This is a genomic window from Vibrio sp. HM8-C (assembly GCF_058630515.1).
In genome coordinates this window covers 16,462-40,920 of sequence record NZ_JBMMKS010000013.1, presented here as the reverse complement: position 1 = coordinate 40,920, position 24,459 = coordinate 16,462, and the positions used below count along the sequence as shown (strand labels likewise).

23 protein-coding genes are annotated in these 24,459 nt (G+C 44.3%); 18 read left to right on the top strand and 5 right to left on the bottom strand.

Annotated elements, in window-relative coordinates; translation table 11 throughout:
- Window positions 1-59: 59 nt before the first annotated feature.
- The 5 genes from ACOSVQ_RS15040 (at window position 60) to ACOSVQ_RS15020 (ending at window position 5,364) form a co-directional block, all read left to right on the top strand.
- Window positions 60-641 (top strand): histidine phosphatase family protein, encoded by a 582-nt coding sequence (locus ACOSVQ_RS15040; protein ID WP_491983319.1) that lies wholly within the window; start codon window positions 60-62, stop codon window positions 639-641.
- A gap of 31 nt (window positions 642-672) precedes the next feature.
- The gene (locus tag ACOSVQ_RS15035) at window positions 673-1,131 is read left to right on the top strand and encodes a GNAT family N-acetyltransferase (protein WP_491983318.1); all 459 of its coding nucleotides are present in this window, start codon (window positions 673-675) and stop codon (window positions 1,129-1,131) included.
- 22 nt (window positions 1,132-1,153) lie between these two features.
- Window positions 1,154-1,792 (top strand): alanine--tRNA ligase-related protein, encoded by a 639-nt coding sequence (locus tag ACOSVQ_RS15030; RefSeq protein ID WP_491983317.1) that lies wholly within the window; start codon window positions 1,154-1,156, stop codon window positions 1,790-1,792.
- A 150-nt stretch (window positions 1,793-1,942) separates the two neighbouring features.
- Window positions 1,943-2,740: a hypothetical protein gene (locus tag ACOSVQ_RS15025; RefSeq protein ID WP_491983316.1), complete on the top strand. Its 798-nt coding sequence runs from the start codon at window positions 1,943-1,945 to the stop codon at window positions 2,738-2,740.
- Window positions 2,741-3,240: 500 nt separating this feature from the next.
- Window positions 3,241-5,364: a methyl-accepting chemotaxis protein gene (locus ACOSVQ_RS15020; RefSeq protein ID WP_491983315.1), complete on the top strand. Its 2,124-nt coding sequence runs from the start codon at window positions 3,241-3,243 to the stop codon at window positions 5,362-5,364.
- Between the two features lie 44 nt (window positions 5,365-5,408).
- On the opposite strand, the gene yjeH is transcribed toward ACOSVQ_RS15020, so the two are convergent.
- On the bottom strand, window positions 5,409-6,662 hold the full coding sequence (gene yjeH, locus ACOSVQ_RS15015) for an L-methionine/branched-chain amino acid transporter (RefSeq protein WP_491983314.1): 1,254 nt from the start codon (window positions 6,660-6,662) through the stop codon (window positions 5,409-5,411).
- Window positions 6,663-6,947: 285 nt separating this feature from the next.
- Between yjeH and ACOSVQ_RS15010 the strand changes: the two genes are divergently transcribed.
- From ACOSVQ_RS15010 to ACOSVQ_RS15000, 3 genes are all read left to right on the top strand, one after another.
- Window positions 6,948-7,391, top strand: a complete 444-nt coding sequence (locus ACOSVQ_RS15010) for an Lrp/AsnC family transcriptional regulator (RefSeq protein WP_491983313.1) — start codon at window positions 6,948-6,950, stop codon at window positions 7,389-7,391.
- Window positions 7,392-7,393: 2 nt separating this feature from the next.
- Window positions 7,394-8,323: a LysR family transcriptional regulator gene (locus ACOSVQ_RS15005; protein WP_491983312.1), complete on the top strand. Its 930-nt coding sequence runs from the start codon at window positions 7,394-7,396 to the stop codon at window positions 8,321-8,323.
- 73 nt (window positions 8,324-8,396) lie between these two features.
- Window positions 8,397-9,011, top strand: coding sequence for a LysE family translocator (locus tag ACOSVQ_RS15000; RefSeq protein ID WP_491983311.1), 615 nt, complete (start codon window positions 8,397-8,399; stop codon window positions 9,009-9,011).
- A gap of 76 nt (window positions 9,012-9,087) precedes the next feature.
- Here the strand turns inward: ACOSVQ_RS15000 and ACOSVQ_RS14995 are convergent, their stop codons facing one another.
- Window positions 9,088-10,149 (bottom strand): hypothetical protein, encoded by a 1,062-nt coding sequence (locus ACOSVQ_RS14995; RefSeq protein WP_491983310.1) that lies wholly within the window; start codon window positions 10,147-10,149, stop codon window positions 9,088-9,090.
- Between the two features lie 400 nt (window positions 10,150-10,549).
- Window positions 10,550-10,972, bottom strand: coding sequence for an Hsp20/alpha crystallin family protein (locus tag ACOSVQ_RS14990; protein ID WP_165313394.1), 423 nt, complete (start codon window positions 10,970-10,972; stop codon window positions 10,550-10,552).
- 277 nt (window positions 10,973-11,249) lie between these two features.
- Between ACOSVQ_RS14990 and ACOSVQ_RS14985 the strand changes: the two genes are divergently transcribed.
- The 5 genes from ACOSVQ_RS14985 (at window position 11,250) to ACOSVQ_RS14965 (ending at window position 16,340) form a co-directional block, all read left to right on the top strand.
- On the top strand, window positions 11,250-11,528 hold the full coding sequence (locus tag ACOSVQ_RS14985) for a hypothetical protein (protein ID WP_491983309.1): 279 nt from the start codon (window positions 11,250-11,252) through the stop codon (window positions 11,526-11,528).
- A gap of 133 nt (window positions 11,529-11,661) precedes the next feature.
- Window positions 11,662-13,185 (top strand): ABC transporter substrate-binding protein, encoded by a 1,524-nt coding sequence (locus ACOSVQ_RS14980; protein ID WP_491983308.1) that lies wholly within the window; start codon window positions 11,662-11,664, stop codon window positions 13,183-13,185.
- A 5-nt stretch (window positions 13,186-13,190) separates the two neighbouring features.
- Complete coding sequence (locus ACOSVQ_RS14975; RefSeq protein ID WP_491983307.1) at window positions 13,191-14,126, top strand: ABC transporter permease; 936 nt, start codon at window positions 13,191-13,193, stop codon at window positions 14,124-14,126.
- Between the two features lies 1 nt (window position 14,127).
- Window positions 14,128-14,919 carry an ABC transporter permease gene (locus tag ACOSVQ_RS14970; RefSeq protein ID WP_491983306.1) on the top strand — a complete coding sequence of 264 codons (792 nt, stop codon included), beginning with the start codon at window positions 14,128-14,130 and terminating at the stop codon, window positions 14,917-14,919.
- Entirely contained in the window at window positions 14,916-16,340 is a 1,425-nt protein-coding gene (locus tag ACOSVQ_RS14965; RefSeq protein WP_491983305.1) for an ABC transporter ATP-binding protein, read from the top strand. Before ACOSVQ_RS14970 ends, ACOSVQ_RS14965 begins: the two co-directional genes overlap by 4 nt.
- Before the next feature lie 123 nt (window positions 16,341-16,463).
- Here the strand turns inward: ACOSVQ_RS14965 and ACOSVQ_RS14960 are convergent, their stop codons facing one another.
- Window positions 16,464-18,524, bottom strand: coding sequence for an alpha-amylase (locus ACOSVQ_RS14960; protein ID WP_491983304.1), 2,061 nt, complete (start codon window positions 18,522-18,524; stop codon window positions 16,464-16,466).
- Between the two features lie 205 nt (window positions 18,525-18,729).
- On the opposite strand from ACOSVQ_RS14960, the gene ACOSVQ_RS14955 reads away from it, so the two are divergent.
- Window positions 18,730-19,263 (top strand): hypothetical protein, encoded by a 534-nt coding sequence (locus tag ACOSVQ_RS14955; RefSeq protein ID WP_491983303.1) that lies wholly within the window; start codon window positions 18,730-18,732, stop codon window positions 19,261-19,263.
- Here ACOSVQ_RS14955 and ACOSVQ_RS14950 read toward each other — a convergent pair.
- Window positions 19,247-19,660: an XRE family transcriptional regulator gene (locus ACOSVQ_RS14950; protein ID WP_491983302.1), complete on the bottom strand. Its 414-nt coding sequence runs from the start codon at window positions 19,658-19,660 to the stop codon at window positions 19,247-19,249. The two genes, ACOSVQ_RS14955 and ACOSVQ_RS14950, sit on opposite strands and share 17 nt — an antisense overlap.
- Window positions 19,661-19,754: 94 nt before the next feature.
- Between ACOSVQ_RS14950 and ACOSVQ_RS14945 the strand changes: the two genes are divergently transcribed.
- The 4 genes from ACOSVQ_RS14945 (at window position 19,755) to nifV (ending at window position 24,450) form a co-directional block, all read left to right on the top strand.
- Window positions 19,755-20,663, top strand: a complete 909-nt coding sequence (locus ACOSVQ_RS14945) for an aldo/keto reductase (RefSeq protein WP_165313402.1) — start codon at window positions 19,755-19,757, stop codon at window positions 20,661-20,663.
- 416 nt (window positions 20,664-21,079) lie between these two features.
- Complete coding sequence (nifU, locus tag ACOSVQ_RS14940; RefSeq protein WP_491983301.1) at window positions 21,080-22,015, top strand: Fe-S cluster assembly protein NifU; 936 nt, start codon at window positions 21,080-21,082, stop codon at window positions 22,013-22,015.
- A complete protein-coding gene (gene nifS / locus ACOSVQ_RS14935; protein ID WP_491983300.1) occupies window positions 22,008-23,225 on the top strand; it encodes a cysteine desulfurase NifS in 1,218 nt (405 codons plus the stop codon). Before nifU ends, nifS begins: the two co-directional genes overlap by 8 nt.
- A 73-nt stretch (window positions 23,226-23,298) precedes the next feature.
- Window positions 23,299-24,450, top strand: a complete 1,152-nt coding sequence (nifV, locus tag ACOSVQ_RS14930) for a homocitrate synthase (RefSeq protein ID WP_491983299.1) — start codon at window positions 23,299-23,301, stop codon at window positions 24,448-24,450.
- Window positions 24,451-24,459: the final 9 nt, after the last annotated feature.

The window sequence follows — 24,459 nt, the reverse complement described above, 5'->3', positions numbered from 1 at the left end:
CGGTTTCATATCTGTTTATAATGGCGCATTAGTTTTTAAGATGGGTATAAGGGTTCGAAATGGTTAAAACCTTTTACATGATGCGTCATGGTCAGACGCTGTTTAATGTGAGACGAAAAATCCAAGGCTGGTGTGATTCACCGCTAACTGAAAAAGGCATTCGTCAGGCGCAACTTGCTGCTGAGTTTTTTGATTCCATTGAGCTTGATCGTCTCTACAGCTCTTCCACTGAGCGAGCGAGTGACACCGCAGAGATTGTGACTCGCAACAGAATGCCGCTCACTCGCCTGAAAGGGTTGAAAGAGATGAACTTTGGTATTTATGAAGGTGAAAGTGAAGATCTACACCCAAGTTACGAAGCTCGTGAAACCCATTATTTACAGTATGGTGGAGAGTCTCGTCAGCAGTTGAAAGATCGTGTTTTAAAAACCTGCATTGACATCATGGAGCAAGAAGGCAATAACACTGTGCTGGCGGTTTCACATTCTGGCGCCTGTAAGCACTTTTTGTCGTTGTGGCATGATTTGGATGAAGTACTGAAAGGTGTTATCCCGAACTGCTGTGTTTTTAAATATGAGTATGAGAACAAAACCTTTAAGTTGGTTGAAATATTCGATATAACCAAGAACTTAACCGAATAGTATTCACTAACAGATGTACGGAACAGTTGATATGGAAATCATTATAGATAGCCTTGATGGCGGCGAGGTTATTGGCCTATTGGAAGAGCATTTAGCGGATATGTACGCGACTTCACCGCCAGAAAGTGTTCATGCGTTGGATGTTAATGCACTTAAATCTCCAGAAATCACCTTCTTCAGCGGTTGGCGAGAAGGACAGTTAATGGGGTGTGTGGCAATTAAACAACTGGACGAGTCACACGTAGAACTTAAGTCAATGCGTACCTCACGTCATGCTAGAAAGTCTGGGGTGGCAACACTACTTTTGCAACACGCTTTAAATGTTTCATCGGAGCGTGGTTATCGTCGAATCAGTTTAGAAACCGGCGCGGAAGATTACTTCCTAGCGGCGCGAAACCTTTATGAGAAGTTTGGTTTTACTTACTGCGAACCGTTTGCCAACTACAAACCTGATCCGAACAGTAAGTTCATGACATGTGAGCTCAATTAGCCTAGCAAAGTAGGACAGCAAGATGACACGGAAGTTGTTTTGGCAAGACCCATACCAGACCGAGTTAATATCAAAAGTTGATGCGATTGATGGTAACAAAATAGAACTGGCCGAAACCATTTTTTATGCTGAATCTGGTGGGCAGGAAAGTGATGCTGGAACTATTGCGGGTATCTCTGTCACCTGTACCGAAAAAATAGGTAAACGCATCGTTTATACCTTGGCATCATCGCCCACATTTCAAGTGGGTGACGATGTGCAAACCATAATTGACTGGCAACGTCGTTATGCCTTAATGAAATTGCATTTTGCCGCAGAAGTGGTACTTGTTCTTTTTACTCAATTTCACCCTGAAATAGAGAAAGTTGGCGCACATATCTCCGAAAATAAAAGCCGTATTGATTTTCTTTCCCCCGAAAATATCAAGCCGTTGTTAGCGAATATTACTTTGCATGCGCAACAACTCATTGATGCCCAACTGCAGATAGAAAGTGCATTTTCTAATGAGGTTGAGGAGCGCCGATTTTGGGAAGTAGCAGGTTTCGCACAAGTTCCCAGCGGTGGTACTCATCTCAGAAACACCTCAGAAGTAGGGCAAATTAACCTCAAGCGCGCGAACTTAGGCAAAGGAAAAGAACGGGTTGAAATAACTGTACTCTGATCACAAAATCACCAAAAAAGTGCGATTGGTCACATTTTTGTGCAAGTCGTATCGCTTTATTAAATATAAATCCTTTGATATCAATAGGTTAATTATTGGCACTGGTTATGCAATTCCTTTCTATAGATAGGTCTACAGGAGATCAGTGACATGGAAGTGATTGGTAATAACTTTTTTCTTGGTTTAGTTGGTGACGTTTCTTCTTTAGTTTCAAAAAGTTCACGTCGTAGCTTGGTTAAGCGCCAAGCTTCAATTTCCAAATTATTGGATATGATCGATTTAGTAAGGCAGCACCGCTCTTTAACCCATAAATATCTTTTCAACCATCAGCAAGATGTCGCTGAGAAAATTTCACAGCTCGATGATGAGATGATCAAAGCGGCGACCAAGCTAGCCAGCGATCGTTATATCGGCAATTCTATTGAGAGAATAGCGCTGAGAAACAAGCTGTTTCAGCTAACCAGCAACTACAAAAATCGTTCAATATCTAACAATTTAGTGGTTCACGGTAAGATGATTCGCCAACTCATTTTTCAAGTAGACAGCCAAATTCTAATCTCGTTAGATAAGGCGAATAAACTGGAGTGTGCAGGCGACTACAACGATCAGTGGCAAACAGTTATGTCTGGCATTGAGGCTTTAACTCAATACCGTCTCGGCATCATGGCGATGAACATGAATTTTAAACCGGCACTATTGGTTAAACAGGCTAATTTGCTGCACGCCAAATTGGTGAAAGTGGATGCTGTGTACGCTGATTACCATCCTGAATTGAATGACTGTATCTCTCAGTTAGAAAAATACCTGACTGAGCAGAAACACACCGAAGAATATCAAGCGAAGTTGTTTGAACTCAGCTCGGAAATTTCAGCCGCATTAGTTGATGTGTATGAGGCGATCATTGAAAGAACTTTTGCTAAGGCAATGAGTAACGGGTATGCCGCTTAACAAGATGGCTGACTGAGATCTGACTGAGAAAAGGGAGAGCATTTGGCTCTCCCTTTCTGATTTACCACTAAACCACTTTCTATGACGGTGGTGATTGTCCTTTGCTTAGCCTAGGTTTCAAGGGATTGAGTATACAAATAGCGCTTAAAAGTTATAAATCTGCAAAAATATGGATTGTAATGGATGCTATCTGTCGTGGAGTTGAATATTAAATCATACCCCGACGCTAGTTATATCACTTGATGTCTTATAGGCCCCTTGTAGGTAGCTTTTTACATAAATCTAATCATTCCTCCCTAACATGGTGCAAGTTAATGAGGTTAAATCCCTCATTTAGTGAATGCTATTGTAGGTGGTAGTGATATTAACTGCTTGATTTTTATCTATATAGTTAACCTGTTTGATATATGAAATAAATACAGAACAACGTACTTTTGTCTTATTTTTGGAACGCAGATTGCACATTTGTGCATATAACAATACAAAAATAAGGAAATTTTATGCACTTAACGCCTGAGGAAAAAGGGTGGCTGCCCTGGTTTGGTAAAACAGGAAAACTGGCTATGCGCAAAGCATGTTGGTTTAACAGAAAACGCAAAGCTTCTCTAGAACAAACTTTTGAGAACATCGCAAATACTCGAGTGAAGATTTTAACGACTTGGGCTGAAAACCAATGGTCGTTTTTGCACGACGCATCCCTATATGTATCGACGAAGTCTCCCCAAGAGTATAAAGAAACTTTAAACCGTCTATTAAACCGCAGCGCGGATCTTTCTGAACTATTCATCGTATCTGCTCAAGGAGATATTCTTGAATCGACTTTCCCATCCCAGAAAAACAAAAAGGTTTTTTCAACTCAAGCGCTAAACGAAGGCTTAGTGAAACCATTTTTGCACGGTCCCTACCGTGATGATGTGACTTTAGCGGTTGGTCCTTCTAGCTCCCATTTTCATGATGAAGTGACATTGATGTTCTATCAGCCTGTGGATCTTAGTGATAATTCCAAAGGGTGTTTATGTGGGCGAATTCCAAACGATGTTATAGGTGACCTGATCCAACGAGAGGCAGGACATATTTACAGTGAATCTGGTGACAACTACTTGTTCATGGTGAATTCTCATTTTGATCCCTCTATCAAACAAGGTGTCGCACTGTCACGTTCTCGATTTGAAGACAATCATTTTTCTCATGGTGAGAACTTAAAAGATGGGGTGAATACAAAATGGGGTGTGGTTCGAGTGAGTCGCCATACTGAATTTGAGATTGTGTTTAATGACCCAGCGACTAACAAGCTTCATCCTGGCGTTCGGGAAACCATTAAAAATGGCCATAACCTATACATCGACTATCCGGGGTACTCTGATTACCGACATATTCCAGTGATAGGAAAAGGGGTGACGTTTACTATGCCCGGCTCGAAAGACCGTTGGGGTATGATGTGTGAATCCGATCTCGAAGAGGTTTATCGTCATCGTTCAATTTCGCAAAAACTCGACCAACAATTTGCATTGAGTGTTTTTGGGCCGTTGCTTCTTCCTTTCTTTGTACAGATATTTTACCCGCTTGCACCAGAGCAGTTTTTGTCCCTGTCGGTTGTGCTAGGTTTAATCGCGATTGGTTTGTTCCACAAACTAACCGCCAAACCTATGGCAAATAACCTTGAGAGTATGACCCAAGTAATGCAAGTACTTGCTGAAGGTGATGGCAACTTAACTCGACGCTTAGAGGCAAGTAAATTTAAAGCTGATGAAACGGGAGATTTGGGGCGGTGGACCAACAGTTTTATTGATAGCCTTGAGGGTATTATTCAGGAACTGGTATTTGCTAGCAAAGAAGTAAAAAACGTTTCTGAATCCATGTTCCGTCGTAGTCAGCTCATGCTTACCAGTAGTGATATGACGGCAACTTCCATAACGGATATGCTATCTCTCGCCGGTGTGCAGAGTCAGGAGATCAATAGTGCGAATGACACGGCTACGGAGATGCATGAGCTGATGCAGCAAACTGTTCATGCAGCACAGCTGGAGTACCAAAAAGCGGCTGAAAGTGCTCAGGAAATTAAGAATATCGTCCAATCGTCTGCACATACGGTGAACGAAGTGAACACGGAGATGCAGAAAATTGGCAATATTGTCTCTGTTATTACGGAAATCACCGCACAAACCAATTTGCTTGCTCTCAATGCGGCGATTGAAGCTGCACGTGCGGGTGAGCACGGTAGAGGGTTCTCCGTCGTTGCAGATGAAGTTAGGGTATTGGCGAACAAAACGTCGCAAGCTGCGAATAGCATCGGTGAGTTGATGACTGCGCTGCATACTCAGTCAGAACGAGCAGTGAGTTATATGCAAGAAGGCATTACTAACGTTGAGAACAGCACTCAAGTTGTTGATGAATCTTCTCGCAGCGAGCGTTTACAAACGTCTGTAACAGGATTGTTCACCTTGATTCAAGGGATCGCTCGTAACAGTGAAGAGCACAGGCAAACTGCTGACGAAGCACAATCGACCGTTCTGAAGCTTCAGGAAGCCTCTTCACAGCTGTCACGCAGAACAACATTAATGCAGAACTCGCTTCATAGGCTTGACCAATTGGTTGGTCGATTTGAAGTGCGTAAAGCATCATAAGAAAAGGCGGGATATCCCGCCTTTATTTTGGCTTTGTAATGGATTTAGGCGGGGTGATGAGTTTTCACTTCCCTCTGCCAAGGAAATGCAAACGCCGTAAAGATAACTACTGCGTACAGCATTGACCAACCAAGACAGATAAACACACCAGTGCAAAGAATCAGGGCAAGAGTAGCAAGAAGCTTCTGAAAGCTAGCCAGCAACTTGTAAGCGGCTAACATGGCAAGCAGATAAACCAATACAAAGACGCCATTGGCGAGTTTGAGGAAAAACTCCAGATCCAAATTAGAAAACTCGCCAACCAAACATGACACTAGCAACACGCTAAATACAAGCATCGTTGCTTTTGCTGGAACGCCCCGTTTGGATAATTGAGCAAGGGAACTATTGGGACGATATTCACGAGCTTGGGCCCAAACCATTCTCGACAGACTTTGAGTGTATAAGTTGATGCTGGCGAAACATGCAAAGAAGCCAATAATGCTTATGATCGTTGCCAAACGTGGTCCAAAAAGTTTGTCACTCAGCCAAGGGATGGATGTACTGTCGAACTCTGGGGTACCAAAAGCACCAAACTTCAATATAACCACTGAGCAAGCCCAATATGTGGCACCTGCAACAAAGCATCCCACTAAGATAGCGATGGGAAAATCCCGTTGTGGATTTTTGAATTCTTCACCCATGTGTGCGAAGGCCTCAATGCCAACGAAACACCAGAACATTACACCTAATGCTGCACCGATTGACCACATGGAGTCGGTGGAGAGTGCTGGCATCGATAAATCCGTTACCCCAACATCACCAATCCAAACAAATGAAATAACTAGGGCGAAAATGCTTATTGCTATGGCCGTTTGTAATCGGCCAGAAGATTTTGTTCCTGCTAGGTTAACGCCAATAAGAAGTGCCAATGTGAGCACTTGAGCCAGAATGGCATTATTGAACTGAGCAGGTAACAATTGCTGTAAAAAGCCCGCAGCTAAGGCGACAGCCGCGGGTACGCCTACAGGAATGACGCTTACAAATAACCAGGCAACAGCACGCTCTAATCGGGCGTTATACGCTTTTCGAACGAAGTATGCAGTGCCTCCAGCGCTTGGGTATTTTTTACCTAACGCTGCAAAAGTTAAAGCAACAGGGCAGACCGCCACAAACAAGATTAACCAAGCCCAAAGCGAATAATGACCGGCAATACCCGCTGCAATCGCTGGAATCATGAACAATCCAGTTCCCATTAGTGTGGTCGAAAGTTGACCAATGCCGGACAGCAAAGTGATCTCTTGTTTGAGTTGATTCATGATCTCATTCCCTGATTCTTATTATGTCGCAAAGCTTACTGAAAATGAGGGGGCAGTGCATCTTGCAAAACGGTGTGCTTGAGCGTCAAAGTGACACTTTTTTTCTTAATTTCCGCCATTTTGACGGTGAAACAGTATTCATAGAAAAACTTGCTGGTAATTCTCAGTAGTCTAGAAATACAAATTGTGTCAAATTAACCGTGAATCAACGGGATAAGTTGGTTATTTTTCGACGTTTCTGGTTGAAAAGAAGCGCTTGAAAAACGATAAAAATGGGAATGTGCGATGGATAAATTTGACAGACAAATCATAGAGATACTGCAAGGGGATGCTAGAGCATCAGTAAGTGACATTGCCCGTGAAGTAAACCTTTCTCGATCAGCCGTTACGGCACGAATTAAGAAGCTCGAACAGGACAAAGTGATTTTGGGCTATCACGCTCAAATTGCTAAAGCCGATCACACTAACAATGTGAGCGCTTATTTCGCCTTAAAGTTTGATACCTCAGCGAGTCTACATTCTTGCGAAATTTACGCGCAGAAAATCTATTTGATTCCGGGTGTAAAACGCTGTCATGCGATCAGTGGTGAAACTGACATGATGCTTTATGTTGAAGTGGAGAGTATGGCGAAGCTGAATGCGATTCGAGATGAGTTGCAAAGCTATCCGCAACTGCGCCACCTCATGACACATACGGTTTTAAAAGAACTGTTTAACACAGCGAAGTAGCGATGATGTCGCAAATAAACCTCAATCTGCTCCGCTCACTGAAAGTTTTACTCGAAGAATGCCATGTCAGTCAGGCGGCAGCAAAGTTAAACATTACACAATCAGCTCTGAGTCGCCAGTTAAGTCAGCTGCGGGAAATGTTTGCAGATCCTTTACTCGTCAGGGATGGAAATCAGCTAGTACCAACTCCGAAAGCGGTTGATTTGTTAAGAAAACTGGAACATTGGTTTGTAGAACTTGATGAGTTAATGATCGAAGCGGAATTTGCGCCTATTGCTTGGAAAGGCGAATTCGTCTTTGCCTCCAGTGACTACGTCGCGCAGTATCTTTTGCCAGAGATGGTGGAAGCACTATCGGTACAGGCGCCGAACGTATCTATCAAGTATTGTCTTTGGCAACCGGCTTTGTTGGCGCAAATGGCAAATTCTGAAATTCAGCTCGCCTCTACTATGTCACCTGAACCGCCTCTAGGCGTTTCTTCTCGGCAAATTGGTGAAGACTATCCTGTTTGTGTAATGAAGACCTCCCACCCTTTGGCAGAGAAAATATCCCTTTCTATTGAGGATATTTTGCTTTACTCGCATATCAAGGTTATTGGTGGTGGAGACAAAGATACCTATATCGATCAAGCACTGGCAGAGCATGGTCAAGCAAGACACATCGGATTAAAAGTGCCATTCTTCTCCGCCGCCTTTCGTTCGCTATGTTTAAGTGATTATTTAATGGTAGTACCTGAGCATATCGCACGTAATATGCAGAATCATTTTGACGTCGTATTTAAATCGCTACCAGTGACAACGCCAAAACATAAATATTGGCTTCTATGGCACTCGAAATTCGATAACGAACCTTCTCATGTATGGGCTAGACAACTTGTTTACGACATTATGAATCACTCTGAATATTCGATAGGTTATGATTCAAAATCATAGCGATAATGAAAAAAGATGATTTCAAATAATAATGGAACATGGGTAGGGTTAGGCTCTAACCAGGAGGGTTCGAATGACACTTACAGTTTGGCTATCACTTTTCACTATTTGCCTATTGGGCGCAATGTCACCGGGACCTAGCTTAGCTATGGTGGCAAAACACAGTCTCGCGGGTGGGCGTCGCAATGGCTTAGCTACCGCTTGGGCACATGCATTTGGTATCGGCATTTACGCCTTTATTACCTTGATTGGACTGGCAGTGTTACTTCATCAGTCGCCATTGTTATTTAAAACCATCAGTTATGCTGGTGCTGGTTACTTAGCCTACTTAGGATTCAATGCGTTACGCTCGAAAGGTGGTGTGGCAGCGAAACTAGAGTCAGGAGAAACAGTAAGTGCTTGGCAATCTGCACGTGAAGGCTTTCTTATTTCACTGTTAAGCCCAAAAATCGCGTTGTTCTTTATTGCACTGTTTAGCCAGTTTGTTGCAGTAGGGCATGAACTAAGCAGCAAAGCGATTATCGTCGTTACGCCCTTTGTTGTGGATGGTTTGTGGTATACCTTTATTACTTTCCTTTTGTCGAGCCCGTTGATTATCGATAAACTGCGCGCAAGGGCTGTTTTGATTGACCGATTGTCTGGCATTGTATTGTTGTTGCTAGCGGCACGAGTAGTGCTTACCGTGTAGTTCTTTCAGTTGTTACTTCATGAAGATTGAAAAGCTCCTCAATAGGAAGGGCTTTTTATTTGAATACGAACCGAGTTCAACTAAAACTTTTCACTCTTTGCCACTCTTGTTTCAAAATGATTTGAGTGATGGCGACGATTTCATCGTTAAGCTTTGACGGTGATTTCTTCGCTTCGATAGCAACCATAGTCTTATCTAACAAGCTTGAAAGTGATTGCGAATGCTCTTCGTTTGGATTGATGAGCAAGTGAATTTTTGCATACAGTTTTTCAGTGTCTTGAACGGCTTTGTTGTAGGTGCAAGACCACTGATACAGCTCTTTCATTGCAAACTGCGGGTCTTTCATATCCGTCAAAATGTCTTCGAAGCCGTCTTTGATTTTATGGAGATCCCAAATCGCGTTAGTGGCTGACACAAATTCGGCAATTTCACACCGTAGTGTTTGAATCCATTGTTGTCTGCTTTGCGCGACAATTTTTGCTTTTTCAAACTCTACATCGATAGTTGGGTTGATAGTAGGCATGATGGGGCGAGACGATTCTTTTGCTAAAACAGTCGCTTTTTTGATGGCTTTTCTATTAGATGCCAGCACGATCAATGACGTTAGAAGAAAAACAGCCACCAATAACCAATCGGTATTCAAAGGTAGCCCTTCTTCTTGGTGCGCTGGCTCTATTTCTAAAGCTGAAGTGGTTTTCAGCGTATCTTTGGGTTCAACACAAGCTAGCTGTTGATGGGCGGAATCAGTCATCAGTAGTGGCTCTGCTCGTTGATTTGTTTGTACTTCTGCGTCTAGTCTTGGCTCGGATTCTGATCGTTCTACTGCTGCAATCGTACTTTCTGCCTTCATATTTTGTTGCTTGGCTTCAGTATTTACCTCAACGGGTAAGATCTCACTTACCTTTGTATCCGTTTTGTTCGTTTCAACAGCAGGTTTGACGGGTTCTATTACCGTTGTTGTCGAAATATTCGGTGAAACAATCACAGGTTCAATAATGATCAGCTCTTCTGCTTCTAAGTGATCTTTCGGAGTTGATGATGATTCAGTGGTATTGATTCGTGTCTGTGCCGCTACTGGTTCAGAACCATCAATGGGTTTACCTAGGGTGACTAAAGTGTCGGTATGCAAAGTGCTCATCGTTTCTCATTACCTCAAAGTTATCGTTGCCACCTTTGCTTTTTTGGATCACTCAATCAAATGGTCCCTAGTGTTGGATCAAATCAGCTGTAACCAAAGCTCTTCATCAAGCCTTCTGCGAAGCTGTAAACGTGGTAGACAGAACGTTTTAGCCTGTCATTTTGCCGAAATTTCTCTTGTCTGAATGCAGCCATTTGCATCATGTTGCATCAGAAAATGCTGAAAAATGAACAAAAGAAACCTTCGATAATGAGCTTAAGAATTGACCTGATTATTCGTGCAATTTATGAGTGAAGATCCAAAAGAAAAGGGGCATTTCGCCCCTTTGTTATTTGCTTTTGTGAATGTAGGCTTTCGTATCACCTAGTTTGAAACGTTGCACATGCTAGTCAGAAATCGACTAGCTAATAGGGATACGGTGGTCTTCCACTGGCTGTGTTTCTAACTTAGGAACAACCACAACCAACACGCCATCCCCAAATTCAGCGTAAATGTCTTTTGGATTTACGTTGTCGCTTAAAGAAAAACTGCGCACCATTTTTCCTTCATAGCGTTCTTTGTGAATGACTTTGTCTTGATCTTTCTTTTCTTCGGTTTTGCTGGTGGAGGCTTCTATTGTGAGCGCTCCATTTTTATAGGTGATGACAACGTCATCTTTGGCAACTCCCGGCAAATCAGCAATGATTTCGAATGCGGTTTCTTTTTCAATCACATCAACGCGTGGTGAAAAAGCTTCTGCATCAAATCGAGTCCGAATTGATGGGAATGCATGATCAAATACGCGATAGAAATCAGACCATGAATCACGAGGAATTAAGCTCATCATAACCTCCTATTTTCTATCTTTTACTACCTCATTAATTGTAGTTCTTGTTGGGTTTTGTGAAGGGGAAATTGCGATCTGGTTGATCAAAATCAAGCTCAATTCAAGCGACAAAAATCTGAACTCAAACCTTGTCGGCATCTTAGTGTTTTGTCATCAAATAGCCTTTTTTCTGTAACCCAATTTTAATGCTGGCTGCGTAGGTTATGCCGGTCTTAAAAAGATAGCTCTCAAAGTGATAAAGCTGAGAGTTAGGTTATTCATTAAGCAGGAAATAATGGCTAGAGCGATTCACGATTTTGATGTGTTGATTATTGAACTACTGCAACAGCAGGGATTTATCAAAAAAGAAGCGGAAGCATTGCTAAAAAACGAAGTCTATCGTCTGGAAGCGGAAGAAATTCAAAAAATCAAAAATTACGCAACGCATTTTGGTTTGTCGGCGAAGGAAAAATTGATTCAGGAAATACTGGATTTACGCAGAGAAACGCTATTTAACAAACTATCCAAACAGTTAGATTCTCGTGCGGTGAAACAACTTGAAATCACGAGTTAGCACTCACGGCTTTTTTGAAAACACATCCTGTTTTATAACGCATTTCTGTTTTGAAAATTATTCTCATTTAAATTGAAACTCAAACAATTGTTATGTTATAACAAAACACTTTTCAGATTGTAGAGTCATAACTATGAGAATATTTTCAACAGCGATGTTGGCATTAATGGTTGCTTTTCAAGCAAATGCTGACACGTCACCTAATAAATCAAACACTGTTACTGTCAGCGGAGCATTAGAGTTTTCGAACGTTGACCCTTCATCAAGTGGCTATATCTTTACCAAGTTACAGGTGATTGAAACGCTATTTGATGTAGACAGTTCGGGTAATCTTCTGCCGGGTTTGGCATTGGAAGCGACCCCAAATAAAGATCTGACACAGTGGACTATTACTCTGCGAGACGGTGTCCATTTCCAAGATGGTTCATTGATGGATGCTGATGCTGTGGTTAATAGCCTCAACATCGCGTTGAGCAAGTATGGCTCATTAGGCAAAGTGCCAGTGATTTCAATTCAGGCGCGGGGTAAGCATCAAGTGGTTGTTGAACTGTCCGAAGCTTACAAAAGCCTGCCTGCTGTTCTAGCGAACTATTCGAATGTGATTCTAAGTCGTGCTGCATATGACGAAGATGGCAACGTTGTGGCGTTGATCGGAACCGGACCTTACCAGCTATTTGAGCTTGCACCGCCACACAAAGCGACGGTTAAGAAATTTGATGGCTATTGGGGTAAAAAAGCGCACATTGAATACGCTACTTATTTGACTGGGCACCGTGGTGAGAGCCGTGTGTTACAAGCAACAAGTGGTCAAGCAGACATTGCTTTGCAGCTGCCGCCAGCAAGTATTATGCGTCTAAAAATGAATCCGCAAACTGATGTTCACTCTTACTCTTTACCTCGCACTCTTGTTTTGAAGTTGAACAACGCACATCCATTTATGAACACTGTTGAAGCGCGTCAAGCATTGAGCCTTGCTATTGATCGTAAAGGTATCGCTAGTGCAGTGCTGGGTACGCCAAGTTCTGCAACCGCTCAGCTATTGCCAAGTTCGATGGGAGACTGGTATTTGGAGTCTTTTGCTAACCCACAATCGGATGTCCAAAAAGCCAAAGCCATGCTGAAAGAGCTCGGTTGGAGTGAAAATAGCCAAGGAATGTTTGAGCGAGACGGTAAACCTTTTGAGCTAACCCTTATCACTTATGCAGACCGACCAGAGTTGACCAACGTTGCCACTGCGCTTCAGGCGCAATGGAAGAAGCTGGGCGTGAAACTGAATGTAAACATTACTAGTTCAAGTTCCATTCCGGCTGGTCATCAGGATGGTTCTTTAGAAGTTGCTCTGATGGCTCGTAATTACGGCGTGATTGTGGACCCGCTTGTGGTACTGAGTAATGATTTTTCTGAGCAAGGTGGTGATTGGGGCGCTATGAATTGGTCAAATCAAGAGTTTAACCAATTGATTAAACAGCTTAACAAGACATTAGATGCTGCAGACTATCGCGAAAAAGCGCAAAGAGCGGCGACAATTCTGGCAACTGAGTTGCCTGTTATTCCTGTTTCCGCTTACACAGAAGAAGTATCTGTTAATAAACGATTGAAAGGTTTCCGCTTCGATCCATTTGGTCGCAATTTCTATCTCAGTGACTTGGAGTTTTAACGCTCGTGGCGAAGCTAATTTATAACCGTCTTTTGCAGCTTGTCGCCGTGGTATTTGGTGTTGGCGCATTGACCTTTGTGTTAATGCGTTCACTTCCGGGTGATATGGCATTTCGTATCGCATCAAGTCGATATGGACAGGACAACGTCAGTGCTGAAGCTGCGGAATATATTCGTCAAGAACTGAATTTGAACCAGTCGGGAATCTCGACTTTTTTCTCATGGCTTGTCGATCTCGCGCAGTTCAATTTAGGCAACTCTCTAGTCAGTGGCCAGCCTGTTAGTGAAATCGTCAGTCACCAATTAGGACATTCTTTGCTGCTAGCGGTTGCTGGGATTGTGCTTTCTGTGTTGATTGCATTTGCACTGGGTTTCGCCAGTGTGAAATGGCAGCGCTGGTTTGAACCTGTTGCGGTCACTTTATCAATAGCTGTGCGAGCACTGCCAGTTTTCGTGATTGGTTTGGTTTTGATTCTGATTTTTTCTCTCTACTGGCAATGGCTACCCGTGGCGGGCTTTGATACGCCGCAACACCTGATTTTGCCAACAGCAACTCTCGCTATCGCCTTAGCCGCTACATCAAACCGTATTGTTGCAACGTCCACGCGTCAGGTAATCCGAGCGCCGTTTTATCAGTTTTCAATGATGAAGGGTTTGACTCCTTGGCGCACTTTCCAACGACATGGCGTTCGCAACATTTTGCTCCCTGTGGTGGCGTTTATCGGCATCCAGTTTATTACCGTGATCGAAGGGATTGTGATGATAGAGTCTCTATTCTCTTGGCCGGGAGTAGGGCATGGCTTAGCTCATGCGATTTTTGCCCGAGACATTCCTGTGATTCAGGGAACAGCACTGTGTTTAGGGGTTATGTTCGTGTTGTTAAATACGATTGTTGATCTTCTCTGCTACTGGATTGACCCACGCATTAAGGAGGAGCAATAAGATGTTGTCTGCGCTGTATAGTAATAAATCACGAGCCGCGGGAATATTGCTCTTGTGCCTGTTGGTATCCATGTCGTTTGTCGGTTGGCTGATGAATTTTGATCCTGCCGAACAAGATTTGTCTGCGGTGCTGACACCCCCAGGGGCGGAATACTGGTTCGGGTCTGATCACTATGGTCGCAATATGTTTGCGCGTTTAAGTGAGGCGCTGCATTTGTCTCTCACTCTAGCCGTAATTTGTGTATTAAGTGCAAGTGTTGTTGGTTGTGTATTGGGAGTGATTGCTGGTTGGTATGGACGCTGGTTTGATACAGGGTTAAACATCGTCGTTAATATCCTGTTGGCTATGCCGGGTTTGGTGTTCGTGTTGCTTTTTGCAGCTCTAGTACCAGGTTCTTTCACTGCAATTTATATTGCGATTGCATTGGTTCAGTGGGTGGAATACTTCCGAGTGAGCCGCTCATTAACGCAATCACTGGCGAACAGTCCTGAAATTCAAAATGCTCTATTGCTCGGATTTGGTCGAGTCTATATTTTCCGTCATCACTTGTGGCCGACGCTACGTTCGCCAGTATTGACCATGGCAGCATTCGGCGCTGCTAATGCTGTGCTTTATATGGCATCTCTTGGATTTGTTTACGTAGGTATTCAGCCGCCGACGAGCGAACTCGGACAAATGATTGTCGAACTTTTCCCGTATTACGGTGATGCACCATGGTTGTTGATCCAACCTCTCGTTATGTTGGCGTTGATTGTATTGGCGTTCCACTTAATTGCAGGAGAGAAACGATGAGTGAATTGTTGAGAATTTCGAATCTTAATATTGCAGTGGGTGAACGTCCTCTTCTGGAAAATGTGTCATTAGTAGTGAAGAAAGGTGAGCCTCTGGTCATTCTTGGTCAAACGGGTTCGGGTAAAAGTCTATTGATGAAATGGATTATGGCGAGCATTGATTCCTCATTGAATTGCAATGGCGACATTAGCATCCATGGTGAAGCTGTGAATATGGCGCAGCGCCGCACTTTATGGGGTACTCAGATGGCAATGCTTCCTCAAGAGCCAATGACAACCCTCGATCCATTAATGAAGTCTGGAGAGCAAGTCGCTGAAGTGTCTCGATTTGTTTTGGGGTTCAGTAAGCACCAAGCTCGTTATATGGCGCAACAAGAACTGGAACGTTATGGTTTATCTCATGCTTATCAAAAGCGAGTAGGTCAGCTCTCTGGTGGTATGGCTCAGCGTATGGCGATATGTGTCTCAACGGCTGCAAACGCTTCTATCATACTGGCTGATGAACCAACCAAAGGTTTGGATGTGAATCGCCGAGATGATGTGGTCGATATGCTGCGTGACAAAACCAAAGATGACGGTTTAATCGTCGTTACCCATGATGTTGATGTTGCACAGCGTCTTGGCGGGCAAATACTTGTTCTGCATTACGGAAAGGTGGTTGAACAAGGGCAAACGTTGCAAGTACTCGCTAACCCTCAACAAGAATACACGCAAGAGTTGATTCGTGCGACACCGAAGAACTGGTCTAAGAGCCGATGTGAAAAGGGAACTCAACCGCGCATTTTACGTGTTGAAAATTTATCAATAGAACGTGGTAAGCAAAAGCTGTTCGAGTCACTGTCGTTTGACGTTCAGCAAGGTGAAATTGTTGGTATTGTCGGCGACAGCGGCTGTGGCAAAAGCAGTTTGGGGGATGCGATTTTAGGGCATCTTAAAACGTCATCGGGTGAGATTGAACGTCAAAAAACGCAGGGCAAAGCGAAATGGCTAAAGCTCTATCAAGACCCATTTACATCGCTTTCTCAGCACTTAACTCTCGGTAAGATGTTAGATGATTTGATTGCATTGCATAAATTGGATGCTAGCCGAGTAGCTCCACTGATGGAAAAACTCGCGTTGCGTGAGCAGGTGCTTACTTGTAACAGCAGTCAGGTTTCTGGTGGCGAGCTACAACGCTTTTCGATTTTACGCGCTTTAATGATGGATCCAGTATTTTTATTTGCTGATGAGCCGACATCACGACTAGATCCGATTATTGCTAAAGAGGTGACGATGCAACTGGCGCAGCTTGCTCGTGAGCAAAACTGTGGCTTGTTAATTGTCAGCCATGATCCTGATTTGATAGACGCTATTGCGGATAAAGTCATCAACATCAGTGACTACGTGCCGCAAACTGTCAGTTTGCAAGAGTGCATTGCGTAGTTCTCTATAAGTAGTTCTCTATAAAGAGAACACTGATATGAGTAGATAACGCCAATAAAAAACAAGGGCAAACAAGGGCAGGGACGCCCTTGTTTCCTTTCCTAAAGCTGAAGCTGTAAGTATTTACTTACCCACAAATGCAACTATGATTTTGTCTTCACCTAGCGATCGCGAAAATACGTATGGTGTATTCTCCGTTGATGATTGCTGCTTAATCACTTGGTGTTTACCTGCTCCCACCGCAGGGTGACGCTGTCTGAACTGCCCAACGGTTTGCCAGTGTTTCAGTAACGTTTCGCGCTCGGCATCCAACTTCCAAACCATATCTGAACGTGTGCCTTGGTGGAAATCGTCAGCATATGGGCCTAAGCCGCGAGCCACTTCATCACCGTAATACACTTGCACCGCTCCCGGATTTAGCAATAAGGCGTTGGCGGCGTTACGTTGCATTTCAAAGGATTTGAAACGGCTGAAAAACAGCTCGGTATCGTGAGAAGACATATAACTTACTGGGTTGAAATCCGCCTGTTGTTGCAGAGTTTTCGCATTCTCCTGATAAACACTTTCCATCTGACTCAAACAGGTAGCCCCTTTGTCCATTTTTTTCTGCACATCAAAGTTAATCAGCGCATCGAACCCATCGTCAAAGTAAGGACTGCGGTACGCGCCATGCCCCCATACTTCGCCCATCATCCAAAACGGTTCACCTTGTTTGTTATGTTCTTTACGCCACTGATTCAGATTATCGCTGGCTGCCTGTTTTAGGCGTTTCCACACTTCACCTTCAACATGCTTCACTGTATCGACACGGTATCCATCAATACCAAAACGTTTCACCCAATCGCTCTGCCACTCTATGAGATAGTCTGAAACGGTAAAATTATCCCGCACAATCACACGAGTTCCTTCGTTTTTAAGCAACCATTTTGGCGGCTTCACAAAGTCTGTTGATTCGGTGCGAAAATCGGGCAGACCTGCCAGTGTCATTGTGATGTCGCCTGAACCGGGTTTAGGATAGCCGGGTAATCCTGCACGAACCCAATCACCTCCCCACCAGTCTTTCCAGTTGTTGCTGTTGTAATCAATGTACTGGTGGAAACTGTGCCAGTTTTCACTGTTGGTTGGCGACCAATCAGCCCATTTTTGTGGCAAATTAGCGCTGTTTACCACATCAATATGATCGATTTGTAAGTCGGCTAATGTGGCATATCCTGAGTGGTTGAGAACGGCATCCAACAGAATTTTCATGCCACGTTTGTGGGCTTCTTCAACCAGTGTTTTTAAGTCTTCATCAACGCCGAAGTTTGCATCAATTTTGGTGAAATCACGTGTCCAGTAACCGTGGTAGCCGTAAAACGGGAAAGAACCACTGTCTCCACCACCAACGAAACCGTGGATTTGCTCAACGATTGGAGATAACCAAATAGCATCTGTGCCTAAGCTTTGAATGTAGTCGAGTTTCTCGATAACCCCTTTAAGGTCACCGCCATGAAAGGTACCGACTTCATCTTTGCCGTCTTTTTTTCGACCGTAGCTGTTGTCATTTTTAGTGTCACCGTTGTTAAAACGATCGACCATTACAAAATAAATGTTGGCATTACGGTAGTTAAAGGGTTGAGGCTTTGCTTCAACAGGTTCCAGCAGTATCAAACCGCCGCTATTGGCATCTGGAGTTAAGGTCACCATACCTTGCTTCACCGTCACTACTTTGCCAGTGATCGCATCTTTTAATTGAGTACCGTTTGCGAAGGTTTCTCCAACGGTCAACGTTACTTCGCCGCCAGAATATTGTTCACAAGTCACGTCGGGAATAGGACGCTTAAACTCGCTGTTTGCTGCTTTTTTGGCTTGACGAGTAAAAGTCAGTGTCTGTGCTTTATCGTCATAGCTAAACGCGTAATCGCCAGTGAAGCGAATTTTAAGTGGCAGTGTGGTCGCTTCTGAGCAGTTAAGTGAAACAGGCGTATTGAATTTGATGCTCGATACTTGTTCAGGCTGGCAGTTACCTTCCACACCTGTAACAGTCAGCGTGTAGTCATCTTTGGTCAGTGGAATCACTAAAAGATTCTGGCTGTCGAGCGGAAAGTCACGACTGTTCGTTGTCGTGGCTATTGTCAAATTGGGTGCTGCAAAAGCACTTGGGATAATTGCACATAAGGCAAAGGTTAAGATTTTCAGTTTCATCGTCACGTCCGTATGGGATCTTAAAGTCCCTCTAGGTAAACAGACTTTAGAATAAAACGATTAAAGACTAGACACATCATTCCTTGCCCTACGCCTTAAGAGCTTGAAGTGCTTCACAAAAGAGAATTTGGGGGCGTAGTTCATCGGGCACTTGTAGAAAGCAGGCAAAAGGCTAACACTAAGGATAGTTATTTGAGGAAATATTATGTGGAAATGGCTAGTTATACTGTTTTGGAGTGGAGCGTCGATAGCTGCACACCCAGACTTTTTGCTGCCATTTATCGGTGGTGAAAGCACTTGGTCAGAACAAAAACAATTTCTCCAGACAAGGGAATGGCTAGAGTGTAGCGACAATATCTTTATTCCATCATGGTGTGGGGATGAGTTTAGCTATTACACGTTACCTGTTTGGCCTGAAGTGAAAGGCAATCAAGAAGGGGGAGTTCACTCCCTCACGCTGCATGGTGAATATTCGCCAAACAGTTGGAGTCTGTTCCAATTAAACTTACGTAAAGATGGTTTTCAGTTACAAAGCATTCAGCTCGGTGAGGAGCAATTTTCCATTGCTGAGCAGCTGAAAACCGCGACAACTCAAGAAGTGGATAAAGCGTTAATCTTGTTCATCAATCGTTATGCCCAGTCCTTTCCTAAAGCGCTTACTTGGCAGAAAGAGCATATTCAGGCTCTGCTCGCAACAGAGGGGAAAGAAACGCAATTGCAGTTTACTCGTTTGGAGTAATCGCTGAGGGCTGGCGCTGAAGGAAGGTTGCCATCGACGATTCGTCCAAGTACCCATCTGCCTTTTTATGCGCTCGCAAATACTGATAGCCAGCAATCACTTGGCGCTGCTGATGCTGTTTGTCTTGAGTTAAGGTTTCTCCGGTGACGAACTTATGCGCAAGGCAATAGGCTTCCATATCAACCACTTCGGCTTTTCGATACAAATAACCGCAACCTGTAGCCAGCCATTCGAGCGAACAGTTGGCTCGAATGGCAATTTGATTTGCCTTTGCTAAGCTAGGTTCACTGCCTTTGAGATATTTTCGGATGAGGCCTTCTGATAAATCAACGCGTCGTGCAAACCCGCTGATGCTTTCTTCGCCAATCAATTCTTGTAAACGTGTAGAAAAACTCACAACTTCGTACTCCAGTTCGAACTTCTCTAGTTTATCGGTTGAGGCAAGGAATAAACAAGCTTAGGATGTGCCCGTCGGATTAAGGAGTAATATTATGGTTGCAAAAGTGACAATTGCCCCACAAGGACCAGAGTTTTCAGAGCTGGTTCAAGGGTATTGGCGTTTAGCTGATTGGGGAATGACACCTCAAGAACGCTTAACGTTTATGAAACAGCACCTAGAGTTAGGTATCACGACGGTCGATCACGCAGACATCTACGGTAACTACCAATGTGAATCTCTATTTGGTGAAGCATTAGCCTTAGAGCCTTCTCTTCGTGAGCAAATGCAGATCGTTACTAAGTGTGATATCAAGCTTTGCAGTGATAAGCACCCAGAGCGCAAAATTAATCACTATGACACCAGTTCCGCACACATCTACCAATCAGTGAATAATTCGCTGGAGCGTTTGGGTGTGAGTGAAATTGACGTTTTGTTGATCCACCGTTTAGACGTATTGCTTGACGCTGATGAAGTAGCAGAAGCGTTTGCTGAGCTGCACAAAGTGGGCAAGGTTAAACACTTCGGTGTATCAAACTTCACACCTTCACAATTCACCTTGCTACAGTCACGCATGGGTAAACCTCTTGTGACTAATCAGGTTGAGATTAACCCGCTTAACTTTGATGTGGCACATGACGGCACGCTAGATCAAATGCAGATGCTGCGAACTATCCCTATGGCTTGGTCATGCTTAGGTGGTGGTGAGATCTTTAATGGTCAGTCAGAGCAGGCGGTGCGAGTACGTAAAGTTCTTGAAGAGTTGCGCGAAGAGATTGGTGCAGAGAGCATTGACCAAGTGATTTACGCTTGGGTTCGTCGCCTTCCTTCTAAGCCACTGCCGATTATCGGTTCAGGTAAGATTGAACGCGTGCGTTCAGCAGTCGCGGCACTTGAGTTAGAACTCACTCGCGAACAATGGTACCGAGTTTGGGTGGCTTCTAAAGGTCACGGTGTGCCATAGAAAGTATTTAAATACTATCTAGTTTAGAAAAGCTCCCAGCCTAAAACAGGTTGGGAGCTTTTTTATTGTCTGGCTTTAAGTCATGGCTAGCAGTATCCAATTCTTATGTATTCAACGCTTATGTACCCAACGTTTATGTATCAAAAGCTGATTGGTGACAAAGAGCGCGCTCATTTGTCGTATTTATGTCAGTCCCCTTTGTTCGTAAGCCGACAAACAAAGTGACAATTTGTAGTTTTTGGCATATTCCACTATGTGATCTGTCTCAAATTTCTCAATAAATCAAGCCGTTAGAAATGTATCCCTTGTGGAGTAGTTATTGCAGCCTCAATCCGAAAACTGGTTTTAAAACAAACCTGTGTAACACCAAGTCAACGCATTGGAAGCGGGTGTCGGCAAAAAACGAAGGAGCGGTTATGTGGGATTATTCAGAGAAAGTTAAAGAGCACTTCTTTAACCCAAGAAATGCCAAATTGGTTTCGGAGGCAAATGCCCGAGGTGATGTGGGTTCGCTGAGCTGTGGTGATGCTCTAAGTTTGACTCTCAAAGTCGACCCAGAAACAGACATTATTCAGGATGCAGGTTTTCAAACTTTTGGTTGTGGTAGTGCAATCGCCTCTTCTTCTGCATTAACTGAGATGATCATTGGTAAATCCATTGATGAAGCGTTAGCTATCACTAACAAAGACATTGCCGACTTTCTTGATGGCTTACCGCCAGAAAAAATGCACTGTTCGGTTATGGGGATGGAAGCGTTGCATGCAGCAGTCGCGAACTATCGCGGAGAAACACTGGAAGATGATCATGAAGAAGGTGAGCTGATTTGTAAGTGTTTCGCGATTGATGACCTGATGATTAAACGCGTGGTTGCCGCTAATAATCTCACCACTCTAGAGGAAGTCGTCAATTACACCAAAGCGGGCGGCGCTTGCACCTCTTGCCACGAAAAGATCGAATGGGTGCTGGAAGAATGTTTGGCAGAAAGAGCAAAAGCCCCTGCCTTATCTAAAACATCTAGCGTGAAACCTGCCATAAAACCGGTTGAAGCAAGTAAAGACTCTGGAGTTGATGCGTCTGTAAGTCCTGAGATCATTGCGCTGATTGAGAAAATTATCGAAGAAGTTCGCCCTGCGGTACAAGCCGACGGTGGGGATATCAGCTTAGTCGATGTGGAAGATTATGTTGTGTTTGTTTCACTCACTGGTGCGTGTACCGGATGTGGTTTATCAGGTCTGACATTGGCAAATGTGGAACATAAGATCAGTCGAGCTTTGGGAGAGTCTTACACCGTATTTCCGGTACAAGAAGACCCACAAATGACCGCAAAGAAAGAGGGAACTTACAATGTCTAGTATCCAACCGATGATCTATTTAGATAACAACGCTACCACTCGTATAGACCCACGAGTCTTGGACGTCATGATTCCTTATCTTGATGAATTTTATGGTAATCCTTCATCCATTCATCGCTTAGGCGCTCGCGTGGGTCAGGCTCTGGAAATTGCAAGAGAACAGGTTCAGCAACTTCTTGGCGCGCAGCACTCAAGTGAAGTGGTTTTTACCTCTTGTGCTACTGAAGCGACCACAACGGCTATCTTGTCTGCATTGGAAGCCAACTCCGAGCGCAGAGAAATCGTAACATCTGTGGTTGAACATCCCGCTACTTTACAGCTTTGTCAAAACCTTGAACGTAAAGGCTACAAGGTGCATTGGATTGGCGTCGACGGAAAAGGCAATATCGATTTGGAAGCGTATGCCCAAGCATTAAGTGAAAACGTCGCGATTGTTTCGATGATGTGGGCAAACAATGAAACTGGCACTCTGTTTCCTGTGGAATCGATGGCAATGATGGCAAAAACTGTCGGCGCACAAATGCATGTTGACGCGGTACAGGTGGCAGGTAAACGCATAATCAACGTGCATGAAACCGAAATTGATATGCTGTCGATTTCTGGTCACAAGTTCCATGCTCCAAAAGGGATTGGCGCTTTGTACTTGCGTCGTGGTACGCGTTTTCGTCCATTACTGCGCGGCGGTCATCAGGAGCGTGGTCGCAGAGCAGGAACTGAAAATGCAGCATCTGCAATAGCGATGGGTAAAGCGGCAGAGCTGGCTTATCAAGCTATTGATACCGAGCTTCATCGCATTAAACTGCTGCGTGATCGATTAGAGCAAGGTTTACTTGCTCGCATTCCGAATACGTTTGTCACGGGTAATCCTAAACAGCGTGTCGCTAACACCACCAACATTGCGGTTGAGTTTATAGAAGGTGAAGCCCTTTTATTAATGATGAACCAAGTGGGTATCGCGGCGTCGTCTGGCTCAGCTTGCACATCCGGTTCATTAGAACCTTCACACGTGATGAAAGCGATGAAGATTCCATTCACTGCGGCACATGGCACTTTGCGCTTCTCGCTGTCTCGTTTTACCAAAGATGACGATATCGATTATGTGCTTGAGCAACTGCCACCGATTGTGCATCGCTTACGCCAGATGTCTCCTTATTGGGATAACGCCGCCAATGCGGGTAACGTTGAAGAGTTTGCTCCAACGTATGCCTGATAGAGGTGTGCGGTGATTAGGGAAGGATTCCCTGTAGTGAGTAAATATCAGTGAGCAAAGGGATGGTGCATGTATGGTTACAGGGATAGCAGAACCCATTCATAGGTCAGTCATTATTAATGACACCACGCTTCGGGATGGTGAGCAGGGACCTGGTGTGGCGTTCACCATAGAAGAGAAAATGCATATTGCGATGCTGCTTGAAATGGCGGGTGTGCCTGAATTGGAAGTGGGCATTCCCGCAATGGGAGCGGAAGAGCAATACGTCATCAGTTCAGTGTGCCACTCCCTTAGTACTGCGCGAACTATGGGCTGGTGTCGGATGCTGGAGCACGATGTTCATTGCGCTTCCGGTCTTGGTTTAAATTGGGTGGATCTCTCTATTCCAGTCTCAAGTCAGCAGATCCGCAGCAAACTCAATTTGACGCCTAAAGCGTTGTTCGAACGCTGTGAAAGAGTGATTAGCCAAGCGCTAAATGCAGGTTTGAAGGTTTGTGTGGGAATGGAGGATGCTTCGCGTGCAGACGTCGATATGCTTTATCGGGTTGCAGAAGTGGCGGAACGTTGCGGTGCAAAACGAGTTCGTTTTGCTGACACCAACGGCATCCTCGACCCATTTTCGACTTACCACGTTATCACTCAGTTACATGCCCATACGGATCTTGAGATTGAAATGCATGCGCACAACGATCTTGGGTTAGCGACGGCGAACTCGTTAGCTGCCATTCGAGCTGGTGCTGCGTCAGTGAACACTACGGTAAATGGCTTAGGAGAACGTGCGGGAAACGCTGCATTAGAGGAGATCTCCGTTGCGCTTACCGTGTTGCAGCAGACACCAAGCAACATTGATTTGCGCCAGCTACCGACCATTTGCAATTACGTACATCTGGCTTCTGGGCGACCTCAAACAGCGCAAAAAGCGATCACAGGCGATGTGGTGTTCACCCATGAGTCGGGAATTCACGTTGATGGCTTGCTGAAAGACATCAATAACTATCAGGGTTTCTCGCCTTCATTAGTGGGGCGCGAACATCACTTTGTTTTGGGCAAGCATTCCGGTGTCAGTGCCATTATGCGTATCTATCGCGATATGGGGATAGTGCTCACTGAATCGCAGTGCGAGCAGATAAAGCATCAGCTTCGTGTTTGGTCTGAGCGACGTAAAAGCGTTCCGACCACTGACGATCTGCTCGAGTTTGCAATCCATCACCAGCAAATCGCGTAGGGCTACAGG

Bases quoted from the DNA above. Each gene is read 5' to 3' on its own strand.
- ACOSVQ_RS15040 (WP_491983319.1), top strand. From the start codon at position 60: ATGGTTAAAACCTTTTACATGATGCGTCATGGTCAGACGCTGTTTAAT.
- ACOSVQ_RS15035 (WP_491983318.1), top strand. From the start codon at position 673: ATGGAAATCATTATAGATAGCCTTGATGGCGGCGAGGTTATTGGCCTA.
- ACOSVQ_RS15030 (WP_491983317.1), top strand. From the start codon at position 1,154: ATGACACGGAAGTTGTTTTGGCAAGACCCATACCAGACCGAGTTAATA.
- ACOSVQ_RS15025 (WP_491983316.1), top strand. From the start codon at position 1,943: ATGGAAGTGATTGGTAATAACTTTTTTCTTGGTTTAGTTGGTGACGTT.
- ACOSVQ_RS15020 (WP_491983315.1), top strand. From the start codon at position 3,241: ATGCACTTAACGCCTGAGGAAAAAGGGTGGCTGCCCTGGTTTGGTAAA.
- yjeH (WP_491983314.1), bottom strand. From the start codon at position 6,662: ATGAATCAACTCAAACAAGAGATCACTTTGCTGTCCGGCATTGGTCAA.
- ACOSVQ_RS15010 (WP_491983313.1), top strand. From the start codon at position 6,948: ATGGATAAATTTGACAGACAAATCATAGAGATACTGCAAGGGGATGCT.
- ACOSVQ_RS15005 (WP_491983312.1), top strand. From the start codon at position 7,394: ATGATGTCGCAAATAAACCTCAATCTGCTCCGCTCACTGAAAGTTTTA.
- ACOSVQ_RS15000 (WP_491983311.1), top strand. From the start codon at position 8,397: ATGACACTTACAGTTTGGCTATCACTTTTCACTATTTGCCTATTGGGC.
- ACOSVQ_RS14995 (WP_491983310.1), bottom strand. From the start codon at position 10,149: ATGAGCACTTTGCATACCGACACTTTAGTCACCCTAGGTAAACCCATT.
- ACOSVQ_RS14990 (WP_165313394.1), bottom strand. From the start codon at position 10,972: ATGAGCTTAATTCCTCGTGATTCATGGTCTGATTTCTATCGCGTATTT.
- ACOSVQ_RS14985 (WP_491983309.1), top strand. From the start codon at position 11,250: ATGGCTAGAGCGATTCACGATTTTGATGTGTTGATTATTGAACTACTG.
- ACOSVQ_RS14980 (WP_491983308.1), top strand. From the start codon at position 11,662: ATGAGAATATTTTCAACAGCGATGTTGGCATTAATGGTTGCTTTTCAA.
- ACOSVQ_RS14970 (WP_491983306.1), top strand. From the start codon at position 14,128: ATGTTGTCTGCGCTGTATAGTAATAAATCACGAGCCGCGGGAATATTG.
- ACOSVQ_RS14965 (WP_491983305.1), top strand. From the start codon at position 14,916: ATGAGTGAATTGTTGAGAATTTCGAATCTTAATATTGCAGTGGGTGAA.
- ACOSVQ_RS14960 (WP_491983304.1), bottom strand. From the start codon at position 18,524: ATGAAACTGAAAATCTTAACCTTTGCCTTATGTGCAATTATCCCAAGT.
- ACOSVQ_RS14955 (WP_491983303.1), top strand. From the start codon at position 18,730: ATGTGGAAATGGCTAGTTATACTGTTTTGGAGTGGAGCGTCGATAGCT.
- ACOSVQ_RS14945 (WP_165313402.1), top strand. From the start codon at position 19,755: ATGGTTGCAAAAGTGACAATTGCCCCACAAGGACCAGAGTTTTCAGAG.
- nifU (WP_491983301.1), top strand. From the start codon at position 21,080: ATGTGGGATTATTCAGAGAAAGTTAAAGAGCACTTCTTTAACCCAAGA.
- nifS (WP_491983300.1), top strand. From the start codon at position 22,008: ATGTCTAGTATCCAACCGATGATCTATTTAGATAACAACGCTACCACT.
- nifV (WP_491983299.1), top strand. From the start codon at position 23,299: ATGGTTACAGGGATAGCAGAACCCATTCATAGGTCAGTCATTATTAAT.